Source organism: Streptomyces sp. MBT53 (genome assembly GCF_016654115.1).
Classification (GTDB): Bacteria; Actinomycetota; Actinomycetes; order Streptomycetales; family Streptomycetaceae; genus Streptomyces.
This window is the reverse complement of the sequence record NZ_JAEQAZ010000015.1, coordinates 13,774-30,442: the sequence shown is the minus strand read 5'-3', so window position 1 is coordinate 30,442 and position 16,669 is coordinate 13,774. Positions and strand designations below refer to the sequence as shown.

The 16,669-nt window shown below is 70.2% G+C and carries 11 protein-coding genes; 2 read left to right on the top strand and 9 right to left on the bottom strand.

Going from position 1 to position 16,669, the window contains the following annotated elements; genetic code table 11:
- The first annotated feature begins 123 nt into the window (after positions 1 to 123).
- Positions 124 to 1,539: a xylan 1,4-beta-xylosidase gene (locus tag JHN45_RS07950; RefSeq protein ID WP_201048533.1), complete on the top strand. Its 1,416-nt coding sequence runs from the start codon at positions 124 to 126 to the stop codon at positions 1,537 to 1,539.
- A gap of 24 nt (positions 1,540 to 1,563) precedes the next feature.
- Here the strand turns inward: JHN45_RS07950 and JHN45_RS07945 are convergent, their stop codons facing one another.
- The 6 genes from JHN45_RS07945 to JHN45_RS07920 all read right to left on the bottom strand — a co-directional run bounded on the left by JHN45_RS07945 (position 1,564) and on the right by JHN45_RS07920 (position 10,211).
- On the bottom strand, positions 1,564 to 5,409 hold the full coding sequence (locus JHN45_RS07945) for a lipopolysaccharide biosynthesis protein (RefSeq protein WP_201048532.1): 3,846 nt from the start codon (positions 5,407 to 5,409) through the stop codon (positions 1,564 to 1,566).
- The gene (locus tag JHN45_RS07940; protein WP_201048531.1) at positions 5,402 to 6,202 is read right to left on the bottom strand and encodes a polysaccharide deacetylase family protein; all 801 of its coding nucleotides are present in this window, start codon (positions 6,200 to 6,202) and stop codon (positions 5,402 to 5,404) included. Before JHN45_RS07940 ends, JHN45_RS07945 begins: the two co-directional genes overlap by 8 nt.
- Positions 6,195 to 7,196 carry a glycosyltransferase family 2 protein gene (locus JHN45_RS07935; RefSeq protein ID WP_201048530.1) on the bottom strand — a complete coding sequence of 334 codons (1,002 nt, stop codon included), beginning with the start codon at positions 7,194 to 7,196 and terminating at the stop codon, positions 6,195 to 6,197. Before JHN45_RS07935 ends, JHN45_RS07940 begins: the two co-directional genes overlap by 8 nt.
- Complete coding sequence (locus tag JHN45_RS07930; RefSeq protein ID WP_200713379.1) at positions 7,193 to 8,032, bottom strand: glycosyltransferase family 2 protein; 840 nt, start codon at positions 8,030 to 8,032, stop codon at positions 7,193 to 7,195. The genes JHN45_RS07935 and JHN45_RS07930 overlap by 4 nt, the downstream gene beginning before the upstream one ends.
- 369 nt (positions 8,033 to 8,401) lie before the next feature.
- A complete protein-coding gene (locus JHN45_RS07925) occupies positions 8,402 to 8,728 on the bottom strand; it encodes a hypothetical protein (RefSeq protein ID WP_307783059.1) in 327 nt (108 codons plus the stop codon).
- A gap of 274 nt (positions 8,729 to 9,002) precedes the next feature.
- The gene (locus JHN45_RS07920) at positions 9,003 to 10,211 is read right to left on the bottom strand and encodes a S8 family peptidase (RefSeq protein ID WP_201048529.1); all 1,209 of its coding nucleotides are present in this window, start codon (positions 10,209 to 10,211) and stop codon (positions 9,003 to 9,005) included.
- Positions 10,212 to 10,494: 283 nt separating this feature from the next.
- On the opposite strand from JHN45_RS07920, the gene JHN45_RS07915 reads away from it, so the two are divergent.
- Positions 10,495 to 11,301, top strand: a complete 807-nt coding sequence (locus JHN45_RS07915; protein WP_201048528.1) for an SGNH/GDSL hydrolase family protein — start codon at positions 10,495 to 10,497, stop codon at positions 11,299 to 11,301.
- A 4-nt stretch (positions 11,302 to 11,305) separates the two neighbouring features.
- Here the strand turns inward: JHN45_RS07915 and JHN45_RS07910 are convergent, their stop codons facing one another.
- Genes JHN45_RS07910 through JHN45_RS07900 form a run of 3 tightly spaced genes read right to left on the bottom strand, consistent with a single transcriptional unit; the run spans position 11,306 to position 16,611 of the window.
- Complete coding sequence (locus JHN45_RS07910) at positions 11,306 to 12,922, bottom strand: serine/threonine-protein kinase (RefSeq protein ID WP_200713376.1); 1,617 nt, start codon at positions 12,920 to 12,922, stop codon at positions 11,306 to 11,308.
- Positions 12,923 to 12,967: 45 nt separating this feature from the next.
- On the bottom strand, positions 12,968 to 14,683 hold the full coding sequence (locus tag JHN45_RS07905; protein ID WP_201048527.1) for a sulfite exporter TauE/SafE family protein: 1,716 nt from the start codon (positions 14,681 to 14,683) through the stop codon (positions 12,968 to 12,970).
- A complete protein-coding gene (locus JHN45_RS07900; protein WP_201048526.1) occupies positions 14,680 to 16,611 on the bottom strand; it encodes a lipopolysaccharide assembly protein LapB in 1,932 nt (643 codons plus the stop codon). Before JHN45_RS07900 ends, JHN45_RS07905 begins: the two co-directional genes overlap by 4 nt.
- Positions 16,612 to 16,669 lie beyond the last annotated feature (58 nt).

Genomic DNA, 16,669 nt, shown 5'->3' with positions numbered 1-16,669 from the left:
CCTGCGCCCGGTCCATCCGATGTGTCCGCTCCGTGTCCGCCGTGTATCACCCTCTCCCTGTTACAAGCCTGTGTATGTGGAGGCCTGCCCCACCACCGGGCACCGACGTTACTGTTGCCCTTGATGGGACGTCATGGGTGGAATTCGGGGGCACGACGGTGGCGCCTCACCGCGCTGCTCGGCGTGGGTGTGGCCGCACTTGCTCTGATCGTGACCCTGATCAACACGCTTCCCGGCGGCGGAAGCACCGCGGGCACCTCGCGCGACGGCGACAAGGTGCACGGCACCCCGGCGAGCCCGCCCGACGAGGACCGGCCCGAGGTCGGCTGGGGCTTCACCCACACCCAGTACAGCGCCGACGAGGGCAGCGACACCGCGACCGAACGCGTCGAGGGACTGCTCGCGAAGTCCCAACTCCCGCAGGACCAGGCCATCATGGGCTGGGGCGCCGACAACCCCGAGCCGGTGAAGGGGCGTTACGACTTCGGGGCCCTCGACCGCCGGATCGACTTCGTCCGCAAGTCGGGCGGCACCCCGGTGATCACGCTGTGCTGCTCGCCGGACTGGATGAAGGGCGGCAAGTCGGGCGTCGACAACACCGACTGGAGCCAGGCCTCGCTGGAGACGGCTCCGCAGCCGGACCACTACGCGGACTTCGCCGCGCTCGCCGCGACCGTCGCCAAGCGGTACCCGGACGTCACCCACTTCATCGTGTGGAACGAGTTCAAGGGCTTCTGGAACAACGCCAAACAGCGCTGGGACTACGAGGGCTACACCCAGCTCTACAACCTGGTCTACAAGGCGCTGAAGAAGGTCAACCCGAAGATCATGGTCGGCGGTCCCTATCTGGTGATGGACAGCGTCGACCCGCGCGACCCGAACGCCTCCAGTACCTTCAAGGGCAGTTGGGGCGCGATGGACCAGCGGATCATCGACGCCTTCGACTACTGGAACAAGAACAAGGCCGGCGCCGACTTCGTGGTCGTCGACGGCTCCAGCTACACCAACGACGACGAGCTGCTGCCCAACGAGTTCGGGGCCACCGACAAGCTCACCGCGGTGAGCGAGTGGGTACGGCAGCAGACGCACGACCTGCCGCTGTGGTGGGCCGAGTACTACGTCGAGCCCGCCGACGGCAACGACGACCGCAAGGGCTGGTCCGAGACCCACCGCGTCGCCGTCCAGGCCGCCGGCATGATCGCCATGGCCAAGGGCGGCGCCACCTCCGGCTTCTACTGGAACCCGGAGACCGAGAAGGGCGCGAACTGCGCGGGCTGTCTGTGGACGCCGACCGACAGCTCCGACGGCGGGAAGCAACTGCCCATGTACGACCTGGTCTCCCGCTTCGACGCGGCCTTCGGGCCCGGTACGAAGTTCGAGACCGTGTCGATCGCGGCGGACGACGTGCCGAACGTGAAGGTGCTCGCCACCGACAAGGCGGTCCTGGTCGTGAACACCCTGGACCGGCAGATCAGCGCGAAGGTCGATGGTCAGGACTTCGACCTGGCGGCCTACGGGGTCAAGTGGCTGACGCGATAAGCCACTTGACCTCGTGAGACCCGGCTACTTCATCGTCAGGAACCGCTGCACCAGCGAGGCCAGCAGCACCGCCAGCAGAGGCAGCGAGAACCAGAAACTGCTCTGCAGCCACCGCAGTTGACGCACACTCGGCCGCACCGCGACCCGGACGATCTCGCGGGCCGTCAGCATCAGGATCAGCGCGAGGGCGGCGAGCGCGCCCACCACCGACCACGGCGTCCAGGTGATCTGCGGTCCGATCGGCCCGGGATCGGGCTTCGGGACCGCACCGGCCGGCTGCTTGCGCAGCGCGTACATGGTCACGTCCTCGTTGACGAGGACCTTCTTCAACTCCTGCCGGTTGTCCAGGTTCTGGATGAGCCGGGACTCCCAGGTCGCCGAGTAGCCCGCGTCCAGCTGGAGCGAGACGACCTGGCTCTTGTTGAGCATCAGATACGAGTTCGGGCCCGCGTCCTTGAGCGCCTTGACCAGACCGGACACCAGCACCGGGTCCGAAGGGGCCAGCGTGGGCACGTAGTTGACCCGCTCCATGTCCTTCGCGCCCCACGGCATCGCCGGTGTCACGTCGTTGACCGTGTCGTTGGTCAGCCACAGCAGCCGTACGGTCGGTTTGTCGTGGGCGTACACGTAGTTCATGGCGGCGACCTCGCCGGGCCGCACCCGCTCGAAGCCCTCGTTGCCCCAACGGGCCACCAGGAAGCCGCCCATGAGCACCAGACCCGCGACCAGCGCGGCCAGCGGGGCGAGGCTCATGCGGTCCTTCTCGCGCTCCTTGGCGGTGACGCCGGTGCGCGGGAAGAGGGCGAGGCCCGCGAGCAGGGCCGCGCCCGGCACCGCGAACATGAAGACCCGCAGCGCCATCTCGCCGCCGTAGGACTGCATGCCGAAGCCCAGGAACGGGACGAAGGTGAGGACGAGGAGGGAGCGTTCGCGGTACTTGTGGTCGCGGCGGCGCCACCAGCCCCAGCAGGCGAAGGCCATGACGCCGCCGGCCAGCAGGACGCGGGTGTAGAGGACCAGCTTGTGGGTCGAACTGCCGCCCTGGATACGGCCGGAGACGGACGTCGAGACATTGCTGCCGACGCCGCCGACCCCGCCGAAGAGGTCGTTGAAGTGCCCGGACCAGTACGGCTCGGCCATGAAGCCGATCCACACCGCGACCAGCACCGCGAACAGGATGGGCAGACCGCGCAGTTCGGAGCGGCCGATGAGGACGAGGACCGTGAGGACGCCCAGCATCACGAACGGCGTGAGCTGGTGGGCCGGGACGCTCGCCGCGAACAGACCGATCAACACCAGGAGCAGGACGGCCTGTTGGCGCCGGTCGGTCGGTTCGACCTCCGCCTCGCCGGGCCGCATCTTCGTCCACAGCACTCCCGGCGCCCGGAACCACACCAGGAGGATCGCCACGAAGGCCAGATAGAGCAGGAAGGTGAAGCCCTGCGGGGAGAAGTAGTCCTGACCGACCCAGCCGCTGAGCACGAAGATCCAGACGCCGGTCCACTTCGCCCGCCAGCTCGCCCGCAGCGAGCGGACCAGGAGGAACAGCGGTGCCAGATAAGCGAGTTGGATGGCCGTGGGCCACCAGCGGATGACCTCGGTCCAGTCGGTGATCCCGCACGCCTTGCCGATGAACGCCGCCGCGGCGAAGAAGCCCGGCCAGCTCCAGCGGGCGTCCAGGTCGGGTACGGCGGAACCGGTGCGGTCGATGTAGTCGATGAACCCGAGGTGCTGCCAGGCCGTCGGGAAGCGCGGTTCGGGCTCGATCACCGCGGGCAGCGCGTGCAGTGAGACCACGGTCGCGAGCAGGGTGATCAGCAGCAGCGCCTTGTGCTCGCGGCCCAGCCACAGCAGCGCGGCGAACACCGTGACCAGCAGCGCGGCGCCGACCAGGGTGGGCAGCGGCAGCACCGAGATCAGGCCGAGCCCGCCCATGCGGTCGAGGTCGGACTCGCCGAGCCGCAGCGCGGGCACCCAGTACAGGAGCAGCGCGGCGACCAGCAGACAGCCGAGGACGACACCGGGACGGGTGGGCACCAGACGCTCGCGCAGCGACAACGGCCGTGCGGGCGGCGGCACTTCGGCTTCCAGGGACTCCGCTCCCCGGGACTCCGCCTCCCGGGCCTCCGCCGCCACGAGCGCAGCCTCCGGTACGACCATCCGGTCCGAGCCGTTGGCGGGTTCGAACGGCGCGTCCACCTCGGGCTCCGCGATGGGACTCACCGAGGACTCGGAGCCGGGTTCGCGCTCCTCCACCGGCAGTCCCACGACCTCGGAGCGCTTGATGCCGAGCGCCCAGGTGGGCCGCTGCTCGCCGGACACGATGGGCGTGCCGGCGGGCGGGGTGCCGGGACCAGGGCGTACGTCGGGCCGCCGTTCCAGGTGGTCGAAGTCCACGTGGATGCCGAGCGCGAGGGTGTCGGAGTCGAGCGCCCAGGCCGGGCCGCGACGGCGGGTGGCGGCCGGGACCTCGCGGGCCCCCAGGTCGGCGAGGTCGCCGTCCGGTGCCGCGTCCGCGGGCAGTTCCACGGGTGCGGCCCTGAGCGTCCTGAAGAGTTTGGGCGCGGCGATCGTCACGATCACCGCGAGGCTGGAGATCTCGGCGACGCCCGCGCCGGTCAGGCCCATGCGGGGGAGCAGCAGCAGCGTCAGACCGAGCACCAGGACGCACAACAGGCCCTGCAGCCAGGCCAGTCCACCGGTCCGGCTCTGGGCGCGCAGCACCGCGAAGTACGTCTCCATGACGACCCGCAGCAGCGCGCCCACCGCGAACCAGCGCAGCAGCGGGGTCGCCGCGTCCGCGTAGCCCGCGCCGAACACGCCCAGGATGTACGGCGCCCCGATGAACAGGAGTCCGCAGATCGGCAGCATGATGCGGGCCATGCGCTTGAGCGCGGCCCGGGTGTTGGCGGCGATGCGCGCCGGGTCGTGGGAGCCCTCGACGGTCAGCGAGGCGCCCATGTTGATGGCGAGCAGGTTGACCGTGCCGCCTATCGTCGTGGTGATGTAGAAGTACGCGTTGTCCTCGGAGCTGACCTGCGAGGCGATGATCACCGGCACGAGATAGACGACGGCGAGCGAGAACAGCGAGCCCGTGTAGTCCCCGGCGAGGAACCGCCCGATCTCCCGTAGCGTCGGCGGCTTCGCGTGGTCCTCGGTCGCCTTGATGTGCCGGGGCACCAGCCGCCGGAACACCAGCCAGCCGAGCGGCACCACGGAGAACGCGATCGCGGCGACCCACGACACGAAGACACCACTCATCGTGAAGACCGACGCGAGCCCGACCAGCAGCCCCAGCTTCACCGCCGAGAACACGGTGTTGCCCACCGGCACCCAGGGCGCGCTGCGCAGTCCGGTCAGCACCCCGTCCTGGAGCGTGAGCAGGTTCCAGGCGATGACGGCGACGACGAAGCCGAGCGCGGGGATCGGCCCGTGCAGGAAGCGGTACGAGGGTCCCCAGTCGCTCAGGGTCAGCAGGAAGACCCCGGCGCCGAGCGCGACGACGAGCGAACTGCCCGCGTACGTACGGAAGATGAGGCGCCCGGTGGCGCGGCCCGCGACCGGGATGAACCGGGCGAGGGCGCCCGTCAGGGTCACCGCGGTGAGCCCGGCGAGCAGCTTCATCGCGGCGATCGCCGCCGAACCCTGTCCGACGGCGGAGGCCGAGTAGTAGTGGGCCGCGATCAGCCAGTAGCCGAGGCCGAGCACCGCGGAGATCCCGGTGTTGAGCATCAGGGCGTAGGCGTTGCGGAACAGCGGGCTGCCGCCGGGGGACTTGCGCCTCCCCGGCAGGCGCAGACGGCGCCCCGACTGCTGGGGCGCCTCGGTCTCGGGCACGGTGTCCTGGGTGGTGGTCGTCGTGTCAGACACGGGAACGGCTGGCCTTCCGGCGGACCTGTCGAGCTCTGCGGACCATGGCGTACCCCTGGGTGAGGACCCGGTCCCTGGCGAAGTTGCGGGCGATCGCACGGCCCTCGACGAGCCGCTCGAACTCCTCGACACCCGTACTGCGGCGCACAGTCACCCGTCGCAGGGCGTACGGCCCCTGGCGGCGGCGGGCGAGGTCGTTGCCGACGGCGAGCGCCTGCGTGAACCCGGTCTCCCGCACCGCGACGCGCACCCGGCGGCTGGAGTAGCCGTAGGGATACGCGAACGAGACGGGTACCGCGCCGAGTTCGTCGGCGACGATCTCCATGCAGCGGACCAGCTCCGCGCGCAGGGAGTCGTCGTCGAGCTGGTCGAGCTGCGGGTGGGTGTGGCTGTGGCCGCCGATCTCGACGTCGGCGTCCGCTAGTCGGCGGATCTGGTCCCAGTCGAGCATGGTGTCGAGGCCGCCCCCGGTGTCGTACGCGCCCCGGATCCAGCCGGTGGAGACGAACAGGGTGGACGCGAAGCAGTGTTGCGCGAGTACGGGCAGTGCGTGCCGGTGCACGCCCTCGTAGCCGTCGTCGAAGGTGATCAGGACCGGGCGCTCGGGCAGCGGTTTGCCCGAGCGCCAACTGGCCGCCAGCTCGGCGGTGTTGATCGGCGTGAAGTGCAGATCGCCGAGCAGGGCCATCTGTTCGGCGAACGCCTCCGGCGCGACGGACAGGGCGCGGGTGGCGTCGTTCGGGGCGGCGGCGACGGAGTGGTACATGAGAATCGGCACCGGTGTGTCACTCATGTGTGTCCCCCCGCTCGATCCCGGCCACCTCGAAACTCGCCCCGCCCCGCCGTGCCCTGAAGCTCCCGACGACATACCCGCCCGCCGCCGTGAACACCCCGGCGACGATCGCGCCCGCCCGGCCCGCGCCGCCCGGCCGCGCGAACACGAAGTCCCGCAGCCCGCGCACCATCCCGGCCGGCAGGACCCGGGTGGTGTAGCGGCGCTCCGACTCAAGTCCCTTGCCCGCGCCGACACTTCGGGCCACCAGCGCCTTGGACAGACCCTCGGCGTAGGTGCGCGTACGGAAGTACCCGAAGTGCTCGCGCGCCTCGGGCACCCGGTGGTGGATCACCGCCCGGTCGTCGATCAGCAGCACCGCGTCCGGTCTGGCCCGCGTGAGCCGGATGCACAACTCCGTCTCCTCGCAGCCCAGCGGACGCTTGTCGCCGTCCCGCCCGATACCGGTCGCGAAACCCCCGGCCGCGTCGAACGCCGTACGCCGGAACGAGGCGTTGCCACCGAGGACGTTGCGCACTCGCACCCGGCCCGGCGGCAGGCCCTTGTAGGTGCAGCCCACCACCCAGTCGAACTCCTCGGGGAACCAGGCCGGTCGGCGGCCCGACGCCCAGATCGGCATCGTGCGGCCGCCCACGGCCATGACCTTGGGGTCGGCGTACGCCTCGGCGAAGTGCCGCAGCCACTCGCGCTCGGCCACGGCGTCGTCGTCGAGGAAGGCGATGACCTCGCCGAAGGACACGGAGATGCCGGTGTTGCGGCCGGCGGACAGGCCGCGCGGGCCCGCGTTCGCCAGCACACGGACCTCGCCCGTCTCCCTCAAGTCCTTGTACTCCCTGGTGAGTCGGTCCAGGAGAGCCGGGTTGTGGTCGACGACCAGCAACGTCTCCAGCGCGGGCCGCGACTGCGCCCGCACCGAGGAGACCGCCGCGAGGATGTCCTCCCAGCGGTCCTCGGTGTAGACGCAGATCACGACAGAGATGTCGGGACTGCTCAAGACACCTCTCCCCGGACCGAGGTGGGCTGCGGGTCGAGACCGTCGATCATCGTGGAGTGCGAACGGCTGCGCAGCGCACGCCTGTTGGAGCGCTCCTTGAGGATCACCTTGAGCACCCGGATCCCGTCCCGCACGGCGCGCAGATTGCTCGTGCCGTGGATACGGAGGTACTCGTGGCTGGGGATCTCCTGCACCTTGAGGCCGGCCTTGACCACCCGGATGTTGATCAGGGTCTCGATCTCGAAGCCGGTGCAGTCGAGGTCGATCTTGTCGAGGCAGTGCCGCCAGAACGCGTTGTATCCGTAGCAGAGATCGGTGTAGCGGGCGCCGAACTTGCGGTTGACGATCGTGCACAGCGCCCAGTTGCCGAGCTTGCGGATGAACGTCATGTCGTCCGTGCCGCCGCCGTTGGCGAAGCGGGAACCCTTGGCGAAGTCCGCACCCGAGACAAGGGCGGAGACATAGCTGACGATCTCGTGTCCGTCGGCCGAGCCGTCCGCGTCGACCATCACGATGATGTCGCCGCTGCAGGCCTCGAACCCGGTGATCAGGGCATCCCCCTTGCCCTTTCCCTGCTGTTCGACGACCTTCACCCCGGGCCACAGTTCGCGGGCCACTTCCACGGTGTTGTCGGTGGAATTGCCGTCCACAAGAACCACTTCGTGTATCCACGCGGGCAGTGTCTTGAAGACGTAAGGGAGATTCTCCGCCTCATTCATGGCGGGAATCACCACGCTCACCGGCGGTGCGATGGCCAGGTGAGAGGAGATCGGCCGGTATTTGGCCGACATTAATGGATCTTGGCCCGATGTCGCTGGGCGCAGAACGGAACTCATGAGTCTGGTCCCTCTCGTCCGGCGGACCGCCCGCCCCTGGGCGGCCCGGCTCTGTGCTCCGGTTCGAAAGGGGGGTTCTCACAGGCGACACGGATCAATGGATCTCCGTGCACGCGTGGTGAGCTGGCAAAGCTGGTCGACCCCCGAAAAACAACATGAAAGCCGGCCGCGCGGACGACTCGGTCACAAGTGCGGTCACCGAGCACGGCACCCCCCTACCGCGCCCCGCGCCGGTTCATCGCGGTCCTTGAGCCCTCCCCTAGAGCCGCTCGATGATGGACCAGTGCGGGTGAGATTACGACGGTATTGATGATTGAACCCGTATGGCAAGGCCTGAAACGGGGCCTCACGTTTTTGTTGGTTTGACCGTTACACTCCTTTGTCAGCCGTTGTACGACGGCGCATATGCCGCACGAATACCGACAGTGCTGTCAGGCCACTGATCACCGCCACCGCGACGATTCCCCCGTCGATCGACCACCGGTGCACGGCCAGCATTCCCTGGGCGACCAGCATGTCGACGACCACCGCGCCCGCGACCGACGCGAGAAGGCGGCCGTAGGGATCAAGTCCGCGCAGCGCCGCCGCGATTGCCGAGGCCGGCGCGGAGAAAAGGAAGAACAGCGCGAACGGTCCGCGCAACGGTGATCCGGAACCGGTGAGCGCGAGCACCGCGCCGACCGTCCCGATGGTCACGGCCGCACCGGCGAAAAGCGCCGACAGGTCCCTCCCCGGTCCTGGTCGCGCCCGCTCGGTGTCGGCGGTGGATGTTCTCTTGATACCTAAGGTCTGCATTGGCGACTTTGCCCCCCAGCGCGCCGGATGCCGGGTTTCAATGTGGCGCAGCCCGACCGGGCACGTCAAGGTGCGGAAGGCGCTTGCACCGGTTCTCGTGGTTCCCCGAATGAATGTTCCCCGGAGGTGGCTGTTGCCTCCGGGGAACAATTACTCGGGTGGGGCCGGACGAGCGCTACGGGACGATTTTCAGCAGCTTGTTCGGCGAGCCGGTGCCCGCGCCGGTCACGACGTTCGACGTGGCGCCGTTCACCAGTGCGGTGGCGACCTGGGCCGGAGTGGACGAGGTGTGGCCCGCGAGATAGACGGCCGCGGCGCCCGCCACGTGCGGGGTCGCCATCGAGGTGCCCGAGAGGGTGGCGGTGGCGGTGTCGCTGGTGTTGTAGCCCGCCAGGATCGAGGAGCCGGGCGCGAAGATGTCCAGCACCGAACCGTAGTTGGAGTAACTGGCCTTGGCGTCCGTGCTGGTGGTGGCGCCGACCGTGATCGCGGTGGCGACCCGGGCGGGGGAGTACGAGGAGGCGTTGGCCGCGCTGTTGCCCGCCGCGACGGCGTAAGTCACCCCGCTGGAGATGGAGTTGGCGACCGCCGTGTCGAGCGAGGTGGAGGCGGAGCCGCCGAGCGACATGTTGGCGACCGCGGGCGTGGTGTGGTTCGAGGTCACCCAGTCGATGCCCGCGATGACCCCGGCCGTCGTACCCGAGCCGCTGTTGTCGAGCACCCGGACCGCCACGATGTTCGCCTTCTTGGCGACGCCGTAGGTCGAACCCGCGATGGTCGTGGCCACATGGGTGCCGTGGCCGTTGCCGTCGGAGGCGGTGGTGTCGCCGTCGACCGCGTCGTAGCCGTAGGAGGCGCGGCCGCTGATCTGGGTGTGGGTGATCCGGACGCCGGTGTCGATGACGTACACGGTCACCCCGCTGCCCGCGGTGTCCGGGTAGGTGTACGTCCCCGAGAGCGGCAGCGCGGCCTGGTCGACGCGGTCCAGGCCCCAGGGCGCGCTGGACTGGGTGGTGTCGGTCAGGTGGACGCGCTGGTTCTGCTCCACCGCGGCGACGGCCGGGTCGGCGGCGAGTCTCGCGGCCTCGGTCGCGGAGAGGCTCGCCGTGTAGCCGTTCAGCACGGTGCCGAACGTCTTCGTGACCGTGCCGCCGTACTCCTTGACCAGGCCCTTGCCCGCGGCCGAGGAGGCCTTGAGGCCGGCGCTCTTCTTGAGGGTGACGATGTAGCTGCCGTCGACGGCTGTGGGGGAGCCGGCGGCCAGGACCGTGCCCGTGGCCGGGGCGGCCTGGGCGGGGAGTGCGGTGAGCCCGCCGACGAGGGCGGCGGTGGCCGCGCCGGTTATCGCGGCGAGCCGGAGCTTGTTGCTACGCAGGAGTGCCATTGCGAGGGAGTCCTCCTCCAGGCGGCGCGCCCGGGTCGGCGCGCGAATGTGGGGGTGCGCGCGTCGTCGTGCGCACAGCCGCGGAGCGTTGCGTTCCGCACCAAGGCTGGGTAAAGCGTGGGTCATGTACCGGTGTGGTTCAAGGGAGTTGACGGTCTGTCACAGAGCTGTCATGCCCACGCAATCGATAGCTCCGGTGGCCTCTCTTTTGGCATGCACACTTCCCGTCGATACGCGTAGTTGGTACGACGGTTGTGGCAGAGATCCTGCTAAGGGAGGTTCCATGAGACGTTCCCGATTTACGGCATACGTGACCTCGCTCCTCCTCGCCGCCGGACTCGCCCTCACCGGGGCGATGACGGCGCAGGCGTCCCAACTCGCCGTAACCGGCGGCTATGTGGCCCTCGGCGACTCCTACTCCTCGGGCGTCGGCGCGGGCAGCTACATCGGTTCCAGCGGCTCCTGCGACCGCAGCACCAAGGCCTACCCCTACCTCTGGGCAGCCGCCCACTCACCCTCGACGTTCGACTTCACCGCTTGCTCCGGCGCCCGAACGGGTGATGTTCTGGCGAGTCAACTCGGCCCGCTCACCTCGGCCACGTCCCTCGTCTCGATCTCCATCGGGGGCAACGACGCCGGCTTCGCCGACGTCATGACGACCTGCGTCCTGCAGTCCGACAGCTCCTGCCTGACCCGGATCGCCACCGCGAAGGCGTACGTCGACTCGACGCTCCCCGCCCAACTCGACAAGGTCTACTCGGCGATCAGCGCCAAAGCCCCCGCCGCGCACGTGGTCGTGCTCGGCTACCCGCGCTTCTACAAGCTCGGCACCACCTGCCTCGGCCTCTCCGCGACCAAGCGCACCGCCATCAACGGCGCGGCCGACTACCTCGACGCGGCCCTCGCCAAGCGCGCCGCCGACCACGGCTTCACCTTCGGCGACGTCCGCACCACGTTCACCGGCCACGAGATCTGCTCCGGCAGCTCCTGGCTGCACAGCCTCAACCTGCTGAGCATCACCGAGTCGTACCACCCGACCGCGGCCGGCCAGTCCGGCGGCTACCTCCCGGTGTTCGCCGGCGTCGCCTGACGGCTCACCCGTCAGAAGGTGACGCCGAGTCCGACGCGGAGGCCCCGTCCGACGGGGTCTCCGTCAGGCAAGTCACCGAGAACGGCACCGAGTTGGACGTCTTCTCCACCGGGCTGCGGACCTCGACACTGATCTCGTTGCTGAACGTCCCGCTGTTCGAGTACGTCGTCAGGAACACCCGGTCCTGCTTGGTCTTCCCGCCGCCCGACGGGAACGACAGCGTCTTCCAACTGGGGTCCGAGACCTTGCCGTTCTTCAGCACCCACCGGTAGGACACCTCCGCGGGCAGCTTCCCCACCGTGAAACTCGCCGTGAAGGTCGGCGCCTTCGTGTTCGACGGCGGACAGCTCCCGGAGTAGTCGGTGTTGGCGCCCGCCACGGACACCTGCACCGACTGCGGCGCCGACGAGGACTTGCTCGCGCTCGGGCTCGGCGTCTCACTGGCGGCCGTGGTCTCGCTGCTCGCGCTGGGCGAAGTCCCGTCCGAGGGCTGGCTCTTGGGGGTGCTGGTGCCCTTGCCCGCGTCGGTGTTGTCCCCGTTGCCCTGGTTCAGCAGCGCGTACGTCAGTCCACCGATCGCCAGGGCCAGCGCGATCACACCCGCGATGATCACGGCGGCCGCCCGGCGATTGCGGTGCGGTTCGTCCGCGGCCGTCGGCGTCGAGTAGGAGGTGGGCGGCGGCCCGAAGCCCTGCACGGGCGTCCGCGAGTTCTGCTGCCCGTAGGCGTCCTGCGGGGCACCCGCCATCGTCGGTGTGTACGGCGTCGTCGGCGCCGTGACCGCGCGCGGCGCACCGCCCGCCGCGACCAGCCGCAGATCCCGCTCCGCCTGCTCGGCCGAGATGCGCTCGGCCGGGTCCTTGCGCAGCAGCCCCTCGATCACCGGGGTGAGCGGACCCGCCAGACGGGGCGGCGGCAACTCCTCGTCCACGATGGCCCGCAGAGTGCTCAGCGGTGTGTTCTGCCGGAACGGTGAGTGGCCCTCGACCGCCGCGTACAACAGCACACCCAGCGCCCACAGATCGGACTCGGGCCCGGGCGTACGGCCCAACGCCCGCTCCGGGGCGAGGAATTCGGGCGAACCGATGACCTCGCCGGTCATGGTGAGCGCCGAACTGCCCTCGACCATCGCGATACCGAAGTCGGTCAGCACGACCCGACCGTCGTTCGACATCAGCACGTTGGCCGGTTTCACATCGCGGTGCAGCACCCCGGCGTCGTGCGCGGCCCGCAGCGCGGCGAGCACCTCGGCACCGATGTGCGCGGCCCGCTGTGGCGTCAACGGGCCCTCGGCGTCCAGGAGATCGGCCAGGGACACGCCCCGCACCAGCTCCATGACGATCCAGGGACGGCCCTCCTCCATCGCCACGTCGTACACCGTCACCACATTGCGGTTGGCGACCCGCGCCGCCGCCCACGCCTCGCGCTCCAGCCGGGCGTACATCCGCTCCACGTCACCGGAGGCCAGTCCGGCCGGCGCGCGGACCTCCTTGACGGCGACCTCGCGTTGCAGCACCTCGTCGCGGGCCCGCCAGACCGTTCCCATACCGCCCTCGCCGAGGGGGGACAGGAGTCGGTAGCGGTCCGCGATCACACGTTCAGTGCCCGGTTCTTCGGGCATGGTCGCTCCCCATTCGCATCCGGGCCAATTCTCCACAAACGTAACTCAGCCGAGTGCGGATGCCGCCCCCTTGAGCACCAAACCGATACCGAGGGCGACGACGACGAACGCCGACGCCAACGGCAGTGTCCTGCGGACCAGGACCGCCATGGGGCTGGTGGTCCAGCGGGGGCGCCGGTCCAGCACTCGGTTCATCCCTGTACCCAGCTTGACGACGGCGAATCCGGCGGCGGTGAGGGTGAGGGCGAGTCCGACGCCGTAGGCGACGACCAGCAGCAGCCCGAACCAGGCCTGGCCGAGCGCGGCGGCCCCCACGAGGACGACCACCGCGGACGGGCTCGGCACGAGCCCGCCGGCGAAGCCGAGCAGGAGCGTGCCGCGCAGGGTGGGGGCGGTGGAGTGGGTGTGCGTGAAGCCGCCGTGCGTGTGTTCTACGGCGTGGTCGTGGTCGTGCGAGTGGCCGTGCTCGTGATCGTGGTCGTGGTCGTGCTCATGGGGGTGGGGGTGGGCATGGCCGTGATCGTGACTGTGGTCATGGTCGTCGTCGTGGCTGTGGGGGTGCGGGTGGGCCTCGGTGAGCGCCTGCGTGGACCCGGCCTGGGCGTGCGCGGACGCGAGGACCAGTGAGCGCTGGGGGGACTTGGCGCTCTCGTGGCTGTGATCGCCACCGTGGGGGTGCGGGTGGGGATGGGGGTGCGAAGTGGCTTGCGGGCGTGGGCGGTTGCGCCAGGCGCGGCGTACGAGGTTGCCGCCCGCGAAGAGGACCAGGACGCCGCTCGCGATGCCCAGCCAGGCGATCACCGAGGGCGTCGCGGCGGAACCGGCCGTGACCAGGAGGCCCAGGGCGATCACGCCGAGGGTGTGGGTGACCGTGACCGAGGCGGCGAGGGGGAGCACGTCCTTGAGGCGCGCGCGACCGCCCCGGGCCGCCGCCGTGGCCGCCATCAGCGTCTTGCCGTGACCGGGGGCGAGCGCGTGCATCGCGCCCAGGGCGATCGCGATGAGCAGGGACAGGGCCGCGAAGCCGACACTGAGGTGGTGGCGGGCGACCATGTTGGTCAAGGCCTCCGTCCAACGGTCCACGCCGCGCGGGAGGATGTTGGACGCGGTCGAGTCCGCCTGCGACTGGTCGTCGTCGGTGAGGGCCGGGCCGCCGGGACGCGCGCGCAGCGACGCCTTCGTGATGTCGGCGGGCGAGGAGAGCAAGTCCTTGGGATAGCTGGTCAGTTCGTGCGACACCGACTTCTTCGGTACGTCCGTCCCGGTCAGCGTCATCCGGTCGGCGCGCGCGGTGATCTCCCGCCAGCCGGGCCCGGTGGTCAGGCCCGCGCTGTGGAAGCCCAGGGCGACCGTGCTGCCCTTGGGGAGTGCTGCCGTCGAACTGCACTCCAGCCGCAGGGTGTTGAGCCCGGCCTGTCCGGGCCGCAGCCGTGCGGTACTGGTGCCGGGCGTGAGCGCGACCGTACGTCCGTCGACGGTGACCTTGCTGCCCTCGGCGGCCTTGTCGCACCGCTGCCGGGCCCACTCGGTCATGCCCAACCGCTTGATGTCCGGCTTGGCCTGGGTCGCCGGGATCTCCGCGAGGTCCTCGATGTGCGTGACGCGCAGGATGCCGGGGGCGACGACGAGACCGTCGTAGCGGTTGACCGTGAAGTTGCCCAGCGGGTGCGCGCTCGCTGCCGCCGTGGGGACGAGCAGGAGCGCGCCGGTGGCCGTGAGGACGGCCGCGGCGGACGCGAACAGACGGCGGACGGGCCTCACTTGGTCGCCTCCAGCGCCTTACGGGCCTTGGCCGCACCCAGTGGCGAGAAGCCCGGGTTCAGCTTCAGGGCCTTGGTCAGGTGGGCGCGGCCGTCGGCCGTGTGGCCGGTGGCGAGCTCGATCATGCCGAGGTGGTAGATGAACGAGGCGTTGTGGTAGTCGGTGGCCGTGGCCTGACGCGCGTACGAAAGGGCTTCCGCGTCGCGGCCGTTGACGTGCAGGGCCCAGGCCAGGGCGTCCGCCGTGTGCACGGTGTGCCGGCGGGCCCACTCGGCGCGGGCGGCCTTCAGGGCCGACTTGATGTCGCCGTGGTCGGCCGCGGCGAGCGCGGTGTCGAGGTCGGCGTTGACGCCGTTGGCACGGGCGAGCGCGATCCAGGCGTCGACGAGGGCGTACTGGTCGTCGGCCTTCGCCTTGTCGCCGGCGGCGCCCCGGCTCTCGTACAACTCACCCAGCTCCACGAGGGGTTGGGGCAGCGGATAGCGGGAGACGACCAGCTCCAGGCCCTTGATGGCGTCGGCGCGGTCGCCCAGGGCGGCCTGGGCGCGGGCGCGGCCCTCCAGAGCGGGGAGGTAGTTCTCGTCGGCGGCGAGCGCGCGGCCGTAGTAGTCCAGGGCCGTCTTGTAGTCGCCCTGGTTCCAGGCGAGTTGACCGAGCGTGCCGGCCACGTACGAGATGTCGCCGGGGGAGGTGGCGGCGGCCAGCGCCTGCTCCAGCACCGTGCGGGCCGTCTTGACGTCGCCGCGCAGCTCGTGGACGTAGGCGTAGCGCGTGAACACCGGGACGCCGGGCTTGCGGGCGTCGGCCAGGTCGGCGGCCTTCGACGCCTCGTCGTAGCGGCCGAGTTCGACGAGCGCGTCGATACGGGAACACAGGGCGCGCTCGCTGTACGGGTTCTCCTTGAGGACCTTGTCCGCGTAGCTCAGGGCCTCCGCGAACTCGTGCCGGGCGGCGGCGAGCGCGGCCCGGCCCTCCAGGGCGTTCTCGTTGTTCGGCGAGATCTTCAGAGACCGCGTGAAGGCGGCCTGCGCCTGCGGGTACCGGGAGGGGTCGCCCTTGGTCCTGGCCTGCTCGACATAGGCGAGACCGAGCGTCGCCCACCCGTCGAAGTCCTTGGGCTGGCCCCGGAGATGGGCCTGCAGCGCGGCGATGCTCGCGTCCAGGCTCCCGCTGGCCAGCAGGTCGGGCGACACGGCGCTGGAGACGTTCGTGACGCCGGTGGCACCGCTGTCCTTCGCCGCGCCGATCGCGATCGCCCCGGCGGTCATCGCCACGGCCAACAGGGCGGCGCAACCGGCGAGTTGGACGACCCGCCAGCGACGGCCGGCTGCGCCCAACCGGCGTACGGCGGCGACGCGTTCATCGGCTACCGCGTCTTCCGGGGTGCCGGGGTGCGGGGCGTGATCACCGTGGTCATGGTCGTGCGCGTGGGGGTGGTCGTGATCGTGGGAGTGAGGGTGGGGATGGGGGTGAGGGTGGTCGTGCCCAGGCGATGGGGCTGCGGCTTCGGTCGGTCCTGCTTCGGGCGCGATCTCCGGCTCGATCTCGGCCTCGGGCTCGATCTCGGGGTCGGCCTCGGCGTCGGAGTCGGTCGTGGCCTCGGAGTCGGCCTCGACCTTGGAGTCGGCCCCGGCTTCGGAAATGGCCTCGTCGCCTTCGGAGTTGGCCTCGGCTTCGGAACTGGCCTTGGTTTCCGCGGAGTTGACCCCGGCCTCGGAACCGACCTCGGCTTCGCCGGAGTCGGCCACGGCTTCGGAACTGACCTCGGCTGCCTGGGAGTCGGCCTCGCGCTCAGGGCCGGTCCCGGCCTCGGCGTCGGTCTCGCCCTCCGCCCACACGCGGTCCCACTCGCGTTCCCGCTCCGCCGCCACCGGCGTCTCGCCGGGCTCGCCCTCCGTCGGCTTGTTGTCGTGCTCGCGCGGGGCCATGCCGTTCCTCCATCGCCTGGGGTGGTTCAAGTGCCGTACTGCTGAGAGGTGTTGTCAC

What these genes read in the sequence shown, in the direction of transcription:
- JHN45_RS07920 (WP_201048529.1), bottom strand. Translation starts at nt 10,211, where the DNA reads ATGGCACTCCTGCGTAGCAACAAGCTCCGGCTCGCCGCGATAACCGGC.
- JHN45_RS07950 (WP_201048533.1), top strand. Translation starts at nt 124, where the DNA reads ATGGGACGTCATGGGTGGAATTCGGGGGCACGACGGTGGCGCCTCACC.
- JHN45_RS07940 (WP_201048531.1), bottom strand. Translation starts at nt 6,202, where the DNA reads ATGAGTGACACACCGGTGCCGATTCTCATGTACCACTCCGTCGCCGCC.
- JHN45_RS07915 (WP_201048528.1), top strand. Translation starts at nt 10,495, where the DNA reads ATGAGACGTTCCCGATTTACGGCATACGTGACCTCGCTCCTCCTCGCC.
- JHN45_RS07900 (WP_201048526.1), bottom strand. Translation starts at nt 16,611, where the DNA reads ATGGCCCCGCGCGAGCACGACAACAAGCCGACGGAGGGCGAGCCCGGC.
- JHN45_RS07910 (WP_200713376.1), bottom strand. Translation starts at nt 12,922, where the DNA reads ATGCCCGAAGAACCGGGCACTGAACGTGTGATCGCGGACCGCTACCGA.
- JHN45_RS07930 (WP_200713379.1), bottom strand. Translation starts at nt 8,032, where the DNA reads ATGAGTTCCGTTCTGCGCCCAGCGACATCGGGCCAAGATCCATTAATG.